This is a genomic window from Acidovorax sp. Leaf78, from assembly GCF_001422735.1.
Taxonomy (GTDB): Bacteria; Pseudomonadota; Gammaproteobacteria; order Burkholderiales; family Burkholderiaceae_C; genus Acidovorax.
On the sequence record NZ_LMLZ01000001.1, the window covers coordinates 409523 to 421131 of the forward strand.

Consider the following 11609-nt stretch of genomic DNA (forward strand, 5'->3'; position numbering starts at 1 on the left):
TTCCGATTACTAGGGAGCCTCTGTACGATTCGGGCGGCAAGTGAGCGCTGCGGATCGGGATGGGCTGCAAGGCGCAAAGCGCAGCAATAGCCGTAGCTATTGCGAGCATGAGCAACGCCGCAGACCGCCCGAGACCGCAGATGCACACGGCGCGCCGATTCGTGCAGAGGTTTCCTGGTGTTCATTCTTGTTCCAGGAGGCGTGTTTTGAAGGTCTTGAAGCTGTCGGCCCAAGGGCTGCCCCAATCATGGATTTCGCTCGAACAGGCGGTCATCCACTACGCCGCCGATGAGGTGCGCTGGGAATCAGGCGCCCACATCGCCCGGTTCCGCGGTGGGTACAACGCTGTCACCGGCGAGCAGTCGGTGATCGCGGTGAACAGCATCATCGGGACCAAGGGCGTGCCGGGCATCAACCCGTTCGACCTGAAACCCAGCCTCACCAACAGCAAGCTCTTCGCCCGCGACCGCAACGTCTGCGCCTACTGCGGCGGCCATTTCCACGAAGAAGACCTCACGCGCGAACACATCGTGCCCTTTGCCCGCAACGGGCAGGATCACTGGATGAACGTGGTCACGGCCTGCCGCCCCTGCAACCACCGAAAGGGCCCGCGCACCCCCGAACAGGCCCACATGCCACTGCTGTACGCGCCCTACATCCCCAGCCTGTGGGAAGACTTCATCCTGCGCAACCGGCGCATCCTGGCCGACCAGATGGAGTTTCTGATCGCCCATGTGCCCAAATCGTCGCGGCTGCTGGGATAGTGCAGCGGATGCTTCGTAGAGAAGGCCCGCCCCGCTGAAGAGCAGGGGCCAGAGCTTCGAGTTGCGCTGCGCTGCGGCTGTACGCCTTATGCGGGCTTGTGCGCAGTGACCACAAACCCGTGGACAGGCTGTCCACCCTCATGGCGCAGTACCGTGTCCTCGATCACCACAGCGTCGAATCCGGCACGCTTGCAAAGAGCTTCCACGTGGCTTCGTTTGTGGGTGTAACGCCCCGAGGGCAGCAGCACCAGATCAGCGCCTGTTTCTTCGCCGATCTCGCACGAGAAGATCAGTTCACCGTCCGCGGCAAGCACGCGGAAGGCATTGGGAATGGCTTGCGTCAAGTCGCCGGCATAGATGAATACATCCAGTGCAGCCACCACCTGGTACAGACCTTCCGGTGTGTCTTTCAGCGCATCGTGCAGATTGACGGTGTGGAACCGGTCGTACACGTTGTGGCGAGCCGCCTGTTCCACCATCTTGAGTGAAACGTCCACACCGATCAAGGCACCTTCCAGGCGGCCCAGACACACTCCGAGCAGACCTGTGCCGCAGCCAAGGTCCAGCACGTTGAGCTTCTTGTGCGGATAGCGAGCCAGGATCTGGTCGGCTACTTGCTTGGGCAACTGGTACTTGAGACCGCGGACCATGTGCTGGTCATAAATTTCGGCCATGCCGTCGAACAGCGGACGGGTCAGCTCTGCAGGCTGCTGCGCCGGCGTACGGCCGTTGGCAAGCTCGGCGTAGTACTGGTAGACCGCATCATCCGGCGCCAGAGCCAGCAGTGCCGACGTGTCCTTGGCGGCATCGGCGGCCTTGCCAGCGGCCACGCAGGCCTGCACTCGGCCGACCAGCGATTGCGTGTCGGTAGGGTTGGCTGCGATCAGGGCGTCCCACACGGCAAGTGACTCGTCATGGCGGCCCAGCTCGCTCAGGTCGCGCGCCAGCAGGCGCTGCAGCGTGGCATCGCCGGGCACCAAGACCAGGCCGCGGCGCAGATGGCGGACGGCCATTTCAGCGTGTCCCGAGCGATGGGCGATGTCAACGACACCTGCCAGTACCTGCAGATTCTGGGGTTCCAGTGCAGCCACCTTCTCCGCTGTTTCCACAGCTTCTTGAAACTGGTTCTGGCGGGCCAGGAGCAACGCCAGCTCCAGCAGGCCGGGTCCCCAGGCCGGGGCCAGCGACACTGCCTTGCGCAGCGATTCAAATGCGCCCTTCACATTGCCAGCCTTTTCCGCCAGCAGGCCGCCGAGCATGTGCACGCGCGCATCCTGGGGCCACAGTGCGTTGGCCTTGTTCAGCGTCGCCGCAGCGTTTCTGAGGTCGCCCTTCGTGAGCTGCTCACGGGCTTTGGTCAAGTACTTGAGATTGGGATCGTTCGCTGTGGCGCTCATGGGTGCAGAGGAGTTGCATCAGACCGTCGGTCAGTCAGTCTGAAAGGCTGTCGGTGTCCGGTTGTTCTACCGGGCAAAACCGAGATTATCCAGGATTCGCGCAGACCGCCGCCTTGTGGTGGCCTGCGCGCCTGGCATTGCCAGCGCAGGCCCTCGCCGCATGCCTTGCGCCGTTCACGGATGCGCGGCGTCGGCTCGCGGACGACCGGCGTCTGGCTGTGGTCCCACGCGCTGCGCGCCCAGAGTCAACGTAAAGCACGCCCCCTCCCCAGGCCTGGACTCCACTGTGATGTCACCACCGTGCAGCCGCGCCACGCGGCGCGTCACCCACAGGCCCAGGCCGAAGCCCTTGCTCTGGTCGGTGCGGTCCCCGCGTTCGAACCGCTGGAAGATGCGGTTCATCACCTCCAGCGACATGCCCGAGCCCTCGTCCGCGACGGAAATCTCCAGCAGGCCCGAATCTGCTTTTCGGGCTGCGATGAAGATCTCTCCCGCCGACGCGTACTTCACCGCGTTGTCGACCAGGTTGGACAGCGCAATGCGCACCAGCGTCTCGTCGCACACCCACTCCTCGGGAGCAGACTCGGTGAAAAGGCGCAGGCGGTGGCGGGGGGACCAGTGCACCAGCTGGGCGGCGTGTTCCAGCAGATCGGCCACCCGCACGGGGGAGGCCTGCAGCGTGAATCCCGCCGTGTCCAGCCGCTCGCTGATGAGGCAGCTGTCCACCAGCGAGGTCAATCGCCGGCAGGCGCGGCGCATCTGGGCGGCGCGGTCTTTTTGCACGGTCAGGTCGGGCGAGGGGAACGCCTGCTGCTCGGCCGCAGCGCTGTCCACCACGGCCAGGGGCGTCCTGAACTCATGGCTGATCATGTGAAAGAACTGCCGCTGCTCCAGCCGCAACTCCCGCTCGTTGTCGAGCGCGTGCCCCAACGCCACCTGCGTGTGCGAGAGCTCCGACGTGCGCTGCTCGATGCGCTCTTCCAGCGACTGCTCGGACTGCGCCAGCCGCGCGATGGCCAGGTCCTTGACGCGCTGGATGTCCCGATAGCGCACGACCAGGCCCACGAAGACGGCGCAGGCGATCAGCAGCGTGAAGACGATGATTTCCGCCTGCCACAGCGCGGTGGCATCGATGTTCCAGTGCAGTGCGCCGGTCATGATGATGGTGATCGGAACACCCGCCACCGCATGCAGTCCATAGGCGGCCAGGAGCAGCGTGTGCAGGGCCCGCTTCTCGCGCCGCCGCAGCGCCAGCACGCACAGTGCGATGGCGATCAAATCGCTGGTGATCAGCGACAGCAGATTCACCCAGGCCACCGAGCCATAGAAGCCGAGGGGAACGCTGAGCGAGCCTGCCAGATTGAGGGCGACCAGCCCGATGAGCAGCTTGTCCGTGCGGCGGTAGCGGCTGGTGCGCGACAGCTGCTGGCGGACCTGCCACGCCAGCGTGGCGGCCAGCATGAACGCACCGATGCCCACGGCGTGGCTTGCCATCTGCGTGAGCGCGGCCGGCGCCCACAGGCTGGAGTAGCCCCGCACATTGAAGATGTGGATGAAGCTCACTGTCCCCAGTACGGCCAGGGCCATGAGCGAGCGGGTGCGGAAGATGGCAGCGGCGGCCCACACCGCCAGCAGCAGTGCGGCCATGGCACCAAAGTACAGCCCCATCACGCGCTCCGAGCGGGCCAACGCGGTGGCCAGCGCCTGGGTCCCCAGAATGCTGCCTTGCAACTGCATGGCGCTGGTCGTCTCAATGCGGATGAGCGCGGTCGCGCCGGGCGCCAGCCGAAACAGATGCTGGCGAACCCCCGATTTGTGCGCCGACGGCACATGGTCTCCGCTGATCTGTGCGGACCAGTCCCCACTCGCGCTGCGCTGGTACAGCGTGATGGAATCCAGGTACGTGGGTTGTGCCAGAAGCCACAGTGCACCGGGGTCCGTGCCGGGTGGCAGCGCCGGGACGTCGAAGCGAAGCCAGACCGGATGGCTCAGATATCCCGCGCTGAGCGAGTGCCTCAAGCGCGCGACGCCAGCCTGCGCTTGCGCCGTCGCCACATCATCGGGGCCCAGCCGGTGGTCCGGATCGTCCAGCCGATCCATGGGGAGGTCCCATCCCAGCTGCCATTGAAAGTCCTGCGCCACCGCGTTGGCGTGCGAAAACAACGCTGAAAAAAACAGCCAGCCCATCACCAGCCACAGCCGCAGGCCGCGCGCACCAAAGGTTGCCGCCGGATGGGGGATATGGGTCGTGAGTATTCGTGAGTTCTCGTGCATGGCTCGGTACAAAGGGCACTGCCACAATAGTACGTATCAATCTGTTTCGCGACCTGCAAAGCCCCATTTTTCCCATGTCTGCCGAAGCCACGATCGCAGTTGTCGAAGACGACGAGGACATCCGCAGCAATGTGTGCAGCTTCCTTGCGCGCTCGGGATTCCACGCGTGGGGCGCCGAGTCGGCCGAAGATTTTTACGTGCAGCTGCTGCGCGAACGTGCGGACCTCGTGGTGGTGGACATCGGCTTGCCCGGGGAAGACGGGTTGAGCCTTCTCACCCGGTTGGCCTCGCAAGGGGTCTCCACCGTTCTCATGACCGCCCGTGCAGATCTGGACAGCCGCATCGCAGGCCTGGAGGCCGGGGCGCTGCAGTATTTCGTCAAGCCCGTCGACATGCAGGAGCTGGTGGCCGGTATCCGCTCGCAGCTGCGCAACAAGCGGCTGCAGGGGCCGGGCAGCGGTGACGCCAATGCCGCGGTGCCCTGGCAGCTGGATGCCGCAGCCGCCACGCTGCGCGCACCCAACCAGCAGGTGGTGTCGTTGACCACAAGAGAGCTCGAACTGCTGTCGTGCCTGCTGCACAGCCCGGGCGTGCTGGTGAGCAAGCAAATGCTGGTGCAGGCCGTGGGTGGCCGCAATCTGGACGACGATTTTCATCGCATCGAATCAGCCTTGACCCGGCTGCGCCGCAAAACGATGGACGACACCGGCCTGGCATTGCCAGTGCGAGCGGTTTTTGGAAAAGGGCTCGTGTTTGCAACATGAATTGACACCCCTTTCGCCAGCGGGTTGACGGGGCGACGAACGCCTTAGCAACCGCACCTATTCCCCCCATTTATTTGGTTGTGCATGCCGCAAGGCAGGGCGCAGCCTGGGCCGAACTCGGCCTGCAGGTTTGACAACAGAGACTGGTTCACAGAGGAGATGGCAAATTGATCACCAAGATTTTTCCTTCCGGAATGCGCGAAGGGCCTTCCAGGCTTTTGCGCCACTGGTGCCTGCTGCTGTTGGGCTTGCTGGTCCTTGCGGCCACGGCAGGCTCCGCGCGCGCGGCTTTCGTGAATGGCGGCTTCGAGAACGATCTGGCGAACTGGAACGTCCGGCATCTGCGTGTGCCGATCGCTGGTATCCCTCTGGCCAATTTCCCCCCGGACACCGAAAGTGATCTCGGACTGACATTCAACACCACCTCCACACCGGCGCCGACCGATGCGGTGGGCAACGGCTCGGACACCAACGTCAATGGCCAGGTGCGCTTTCCGCTGTACGGCGCAAAGAGCGCGCGGATCAATTACCTGGGTGCCCAGAACCGCGCTGCGTCCATCGACCAGACGGCCGTGATGACGCTGGGCGACGTGGACCCGTCCGACGGCAAGGCACACGTGCGCTTCGCCATCGCCCCGGTGCTGCAGAACCCCGGGCATCCAGGCGCAGAGCAGCCGTACTTCTTCGTGGAGGTCTACAACATCACGAAGAACAAGCAGCTGTTCTACACCTTCAACTTCTCCGGCCAGTCGGGCGTGCCATGGCAGTCCGTGGGTGGCTTTCAGTACACCAACTGGCAGACCATCGACATCGCGCCAGGTGCGGGTGTGCTCGATGTGGGTGACCAGATCAAGGTCACGGTGATCGCCGCGGGCTGCAGCCAGAGCGGGCACTCCGGTCACATCTACGTGGACTCCGGTGCAGGGCTTACCAATCTGCCCGGTCCTGGCATCAAGGCCGATGCGCCTGAATACGCAGCCGCCGGCAGCAGCGTGGCGTACACGTACTCCTATTCGAACCAGGGTGACGTGCCGCTGACGAGCACGGTGGTGACCATCGTGTCTCCGCAAGACAACACGGCCGGAACTCCCAAGAACCTGCGTGTGGACCCGGCCAGCGTGCCGGGCTCCTGCACGGTCAATACCTCCGGGGCGGCAGGCAACCAGATCGACACCGTGTCGTGCCCGGTCGGAACGCTCAACCCAGGCAGCAGCGGAACCATCCCGCTGTCGTTCATCACACCAGGTACCACCACGGGCCCCATTAACCACGGCAACTACTCCATCGTGGGCGATGCCATCTCGCCCTTGCTGGGGCCGCTGGTGCAAAGCCAGATCACGACGGACCCCCTGGTCGACCTGAGCGTGAGCCTGTCCGATGGGCAAAGCGCCGTGATCTGGGGCCAGGCCCTCACGTACACCATGTCCGTGACCAACCTCGGCCCCACGGCGGTGCCGGCTGGCACCACGATCCAGGAGTCCGCACCCACCTCGTTGACCAACATCACCTGGACCTGTGCTGCCAGCGGCGGCGCAGTCTGCCCGGTGCCTTCGGGCTCCGGCGCGGTGAGCCAGATCCTGCCGGACCCTGTTCCGGTGGGCGGCACCCTCACGTACACGATCTCCGCGCAGGCCGACCCTGCGGGCAGCGGCGCCAGCACCATCCTGCACACCGCCACGGTGACCGCGCCGGTGAGCGTGAAGGACCGCGAAAGCTCCAACAACACCGCCACGGACTCCGACCCCGTGGGTCTGGGCTTGTTCAATCTCGCAGTCAACAAGATCGGCACGGGCACGGTGACGTCGGTGCCTTCGGGCATCACCTGCGGCGCCACCTGCACCACCGACGCGCCGGGTGGCTCGCAGGTCATCCTGTACGCCACCGCGCCCTCGGGCTCGATCTTCTCGGGCTGGAGCGGCGGCGGGTGTTCGGGCACCGCCAGCAGCTGCACCGTGTCCATGGATGCTTCCAAGACCGTGACGGCCAACTTCACGGTGCCTCTGGACGTGACGCCCGTCGTGGGCGCCAACGGCTCGGTCAGCCCTGCCGTCACGCAGCCCGTGGCACCGGGCGGCACCACGTCGTTCACCGTGACGCCCAACGCGGGCTACGCCCCCGTCATCACCGACAACTGCGCAGCCGGCGGCACGCAGACCGGTGGCGCTCTGGTGGGCAGCACCTACACCACCAACGCCATCGCGCAAAACTGCACGGTCAACTTCAGCTTTGTGAATGCCGGCGTGGCCACGGTCACGCCCACCGTCGGCACCGGAGGCTCCATCACGCCCAACGCGCCCAAGACGGTGGTGATCGGTGGTTCTGCCTCCTACGTGGTCACGCCCACCACCGGCTACAGCCGCGGCACGCCCACCGGCACCTGCCCTGCAGGTACCTGGTCCGGCACGACTTACACCATCGCTCCGGTGGCGGCCAACTGCTCGGTGAACTTCGTGTTCATCGGCCCGGTGGCGGTCACGGCCTCCGTGGCCTCGGGCAGCGGCGTGGTCAGCCCTGCGTCGCAGTCGGTGGCCGTGGGCGGCACGGCGGTGATCACGCTCACGCCAGGGGCCGGCCAGCGCGCCACCCTGGCGGCGGGCAGCACCTGCACGGGCGGCAGCTTCAATGCCGACACCACGGTCTACACCATCCCCGCCGTGGCAGGCGCTTGCTCCGCAGCTTTCGCGTTCGTGCCCAACCCGGTGGTGACCGGATCGGTGCTGTCGGGCACCGGCACGGTGTCGCCGGCGTCCCAGTCCGTGGTGCCCGGCGCCAGCGCCGTGTTCACGCTCGCTCCCGGTGCCGGCATGCGTGCGGCGCTGGACGCCTCCAGCACCTGCACGGGCGGCAGCTTCAACGCGGGTTTCACCACCTACACCGTGCCCGCCGTGGCGGCGGACTGCACCGCAGTGTTCCGGTTCGCACCGGCCATGGCGGCAGGCCCTGCGTCCATCCCCACCTTGTCCGAGTGGGGCATGATCATCCTGTCGGCTCTGCTGGCACTGATGGCCTGGGTGCACCGGCGCAGATTCGGCGGCTGACGCAGCCGAAGCCCTCGATCCGAAGTGCACTGGTGCACTTCCGAACCGTGCCAGGGTCCCTGCGTGGGGCTCTGGCACTCTACTTGTCTCGATCCATGAAAAAAATCGCGTTGGCCGTTGCGGCTGTGTCACTGTCGTTCGGCGTCGTCGTGGTGCCGCTCGCCCATGCCGATGCCCTGCCGGTGCGCAAGCCCGGTTTGTGGGAGGTGTCGATCATCGGGGCCGGCCAGTCCGTCATGCGCCAGCAGAAGGTTCTGCAGTGCACGACGAACGACGTGGATGCCGTGACCATGCTCGCCGTGGTGCCTGGCCAGGAGCATTGCCACGAGACTGCGGTCAAGAAGGAGGGCGGCCAGTTCACTGTGCAGACCGTGTGTTTCGTGCACGACAACCGGGTCACCGCGCGCATTCGGCTCAGCGGTGACTTTCAGCAGTCCTACCAGGGCGACTTTGAAGTGGCCTATTCAAAGCCCGTCGCTAACAACGCGCCGGGGGTGACCCAGTTCAGCGGGCGCCGCGTGGGGGACTGCAAGGCGGGCATGAAGCCATCGGACATGGTGCTGCCCAATGGCATCACGGTGAACATCGTCGAGAGCCTCAAGCAGAGCGCAAGCCACGAGGGGCATCGGCACTGAGGCAACAAAGGCATTGATCCGGCGGCACCGACCTGGTTCGTGGCCCTGGGCCTACCGAACGTAAAAAAACCCCACAGGTGCGCCCTGTGGGGTTTTTTTGTTGTGCGCGTCTTTTGCGTTGCTGACGAAGACCGGATGTTACTGGTTGATCTCCAGCATCACCACATGCCCTTGGGCCGCAGGCCAGGTCTGGCCCACCACACGCTCGCCGTTGAACTCGGCGGCGATGGGGCGCTGCCCGCCCGCGGGCTTGATCTTGGCCGACGCGGCGCCGGCACCGGCCGGCACGCCGGCGGGCGGGGCGCCGTCCAGCAGCATCTTGTCGCGTGCAGGGTCCAGGTAGCCGCGGGGGCGGGTCAGGGTGACGATGGCATCGGCGGTTTTGTCCGCGTCGGCGATGCGTTCGGGGCGCAGGTGGATCAGCTCGCTGCTGCGGGGAAAGCCGCTGCGGTAGATGTGGGTCGTGGCGTAGCCGGGCGCGGAGATCACGAACTCCAGGGGCACGCCGGGCTGGGTGGTCAGCGGGCCCCACCGGCCGTCCGTGCCCACGGTCTTCTTCAGCAGAGCGCCACCGGTGCGGGCGCCCGTGGCCGGGTCGGTGGCGTACACCTCCAGTTGGGCGCCGGGCAGGGGCAGGTTGTTGCTGAAGTTGCCGGTCTTCGCATCGGCCGAGTCCACGCCCAGGCCGGTGATCTTGCCGTTCAGCACCACGGATTTTTCGGCCGCGATGTCGGTGCGCGCCGGGGCCTTGCCGGTGATGAAGCGGTAGGTGGCTTCGAATGCGGCGGGCGAGTATGAGGTCTCGCGGTGGTCGATGCGCGGGATCACCACGTTGGTCGCGCCCTTGAGCTCGGGCCCTGCGGCGGTGACATTGGTGGGCGTGCCTTTCTGGCCGATCCACAGGCCGTCGGGCTGCGCGAACTTGTCGTTATTGTCCGAGCGGATGGTCATCCACTTCACCGGGCCGCTCACCTCGTCGCCCGCGGCGTTCTTGGGGGCGTTCAGGGCCTTGAGGAAGGGGCCGGTGCCCGAGAATTCATTGCCTTCGCGAAAGCCCGGCGTAGCCCACACACCGTGGTTGGGCGTGCCGCCCAGGATGGCGTGGCTCACGGTCTTGTCGCCACCGCCGTTGTAGATGTAGTTGCGGATCGCATTGCCGCCGCGCGAATTGCCCATCAGCACGACCTGCCGGGCGCCGGTGGCCTGCAGCACCTTGTCCACTTCGGCCTTCAGGTAGGCCATGTGCTCGGCTGCGGAGGTGCGGCCCGGCTGGGGCTTGGCATCGTCGTCGCGCGAGAGCGGGTAGGGCACGTCGATGGCGTGCAGGCGCTCGCGCGGCCAGCCGTTGGACTCGAAGCGCCACGCGGTGGTCTGCCACAGCGCGGCGGTGTCGCCGTTGCCGTGCACAAAGACGATGGGCGGGGCCTCGGCCATGCCGGAGCTCTGCGTGGCGCAGCCGGCCAGGGCCAGGCTGGCGGCAATGGCCGCGCCCAGCAGCAGGGACCGTCGGGGCAGGAAAAGCGTGTTCATCGAAGGGTCTCCAGAAATAGAAAAATGCCCGTGGACCGGGGAATCCACGAGCATGGCATGCGGGTGTTACGCGCCTGCGTCAGGCAAAGACGCCCGCCGTGTCCTGCATGCGGGCCGAGACCTCGCCCAGGTGGTGCAGCGTGTCGCCGAACGTCATCTCCAGCTGCGTCAGCTTCTTGAAGTAGTGGCTGCCGATGTACTCATCCGTCACGCCGATGCCGCCGTGCAGTTGCACCGACTGCTGCCCCACGAAACGCATCGACTGGCCCAGCTGTACCTTGGCGCGCGCCATGGCGGCGCGGCGCTCGGCGGCGGGCGCGCCGAGTTTCAGGCTGGCGTAGTAGCTCATCGAGCGGGCGAGCTCGAGCTGCATCTTCATGTCGGCCACGCGGTGGCGCAGCGCCTGGAAGCTGGCGATGAACACGCCGAACTGCTTGCGCTGGTTCATGTATTCGACGGTGAGCGCCACCGTCTTGTCCATCACGCCCACGGCTTCGGCGCAGGTGGCGGCAATGCCGGTGTCCACCGCCAGCTCCAGCGCGGCCAGGCCGTCGGTGGTGATGAGCGTGGCGGGCGCGTTGGCCAGCTGCAATTCTGCTGCGCGGCTGCCGTCCTGCGTGACGTAGCCCCGCGTGGTCACGCCAGCGGCCGAGCGCTCGACCAGGAAGAGGGCGATCTTGCCGTCCAGCTGCGCGGGCACGATGAAGGCATCGGCCTGGTCGCCAGCGGCCACTATGCTTTTAGTAGCTGTCAGCGCATACCCGGACTGCGCTGCAGCCGCTTTGGCCTCACACACATCCAGGCGGTAGCGTGCCTTGCGCTCCTGGTAGGCCAGCACCACCAGGGCTTCGCCGCTGGCCACGCGGGGCAGCCAAGCGGCTTGCACGTCGGCCGTGCCGTACTGCGACAGCACGCTGCTGGCGATGAAGGCCTGCGCAATCGGCTCCAGCACCATGCCGCGGCCCAATTCTTCGGCCACCACCATGGCGTCGATGGCGCTCTGGCCCATGCCGTCGTGGGCCTCGGGCACGGTCAGCGCCGTCAGGCCCAGCTCGGCCAGTTCGCCCCAGGCGGCGCGGTCGAAGCCGCCAGCGGCCACGGCAGCGCGGCGGCGCTCGAAGGTGTAGCCCTTGTCCACCCACTTGCGCACGGCATCGCGCAGTTGTTCCTGGTCGTCAGAAAAATCGAAATCCATGTTCTTGTCTCC

8 protein-coding genes are annotated in these 11609 nt (G+C 66.1%); 4 read left to right on the forward strand and 4 right to left on the reverse strand.

From position 1 onward, the window contains the following. The first annotated feature begins 206 nt into the window (after window positions 1-206). Window positions 207-764 (forward strand): HNH endonuclease, encoded by a 558-nt coding sequence (locus tag ASF16_RS01830; RefSeq protein ID WP_056161838.1) that lies wholly within the window; start codon window positions 207-209, stop codon window positions 762-764. A gap of 86 nt (window positions 765-850) precedes the next feature. Here ASF16_RS01830 and ASF16_RS01835 read toward each other — a convergent pair whose 3' ends face one another. Both ASF16_RS01835 and ASF16_RS01840 read right to left on the reverse strand, forming a co-directional pair. Beyond that, the gene (locus ASF16_RS01835) at window positions 851-2161 is read right to left on the reverse strand and encodes a tetratricopeptide repeat protein (RefSeq protein WP_056161840.1); all 1311 of its coding nucleotides are present in this window, start codon (window positions 2159-2161) and stop codon (window positions 851-853) included. A gap of 174 nt (window positions 2162-2335) precedes the next feature. Continuing rightward, window positions 2336-4261, reverse strand: coding sequence for an ATP-binding protein (locus tag ASF16_RS01840; RefSeq protein WP_162241044.1), 1926 nt, complete (start codon window positions 4259-4261; stop codon window positions 2336-2338). A 248-nt stretch (window positions 4262-4509) separates the two neighbouring features. Between ASF16_RS01840 and ASF16_RS01845 the strand changes: the two genes are divergently transcribed. The 3 genes from ASF16_RS01845 to ASF16_RS01855 all read left to right on the forward strand — a co-directional run bounded on the left by ASF16_RS01845 (window position 4510) and on the right by ASF16_RS01855 (window position 8872). Then, the gene (locus tag ASF16_RS01845) at window positions 4510-5199 is read left to right on the forward strand and encodes a response regulator transcription factor (RefSeq protein WP_235507222.1); all 690 of its coding nucleotides are present in this window, start codon (window positions 4510-4512) and stop codon (window positions 5197-5199) included. Window positions 5200-5366: 167 nt separating this feature from the next. Then, window positions 5367-8237 (forward strand): IPTL-CTERM sorting domain-containing protein, encoded by a 2871-nt coding sequence (locus ASF16_RS01850; RefSeq protein WP_156371837.1) that lies wholly within the window; start codon window positions 5367-5369, stop codon window positions 8235-8237. Between the two features lie 95 nt (window positions 8238-8332). Next, a complete protein-coding gene (locus ASF16_RS01855; RefSeq protein WP_056161846.1) occupies window positions 8333-8872 on the forward strand; it encodes a DUF3617 family protein in 540 nt (179 codons plus the stop codon). A 138-nt stretch (window positions 8873-9010) separates the two neighbouring features. On the opposite strand, the gene ASF16_RS01860 is transcribed toward ASF16_RS01855, so the two are convergent. Continuing rightward, window positions 9011-10402 (reverse strand): alpha/beta fold hydrolase, encoded by a 1392-nt coding sequence (locus tag ASF16_RS01860; protein WP_056161848.1) that lies wholly within the window; start codon window positions 10400-10402, stop codon window positions 9011-9013. A gap of 79 nt (window positions 10403-10481) precedes the next feature. Beyond that, entirely contained in the window at window positions 10482-11597 is a 1116-nt protein-coding gene (locus ASF16_RS01865; RefSeq protein ID WP_056161851.1) for an acyl-CoA dehydrogenase family protein, read from the reverse strand. Window positions 11598-11609: the final 12 nt, after the last annotated feature.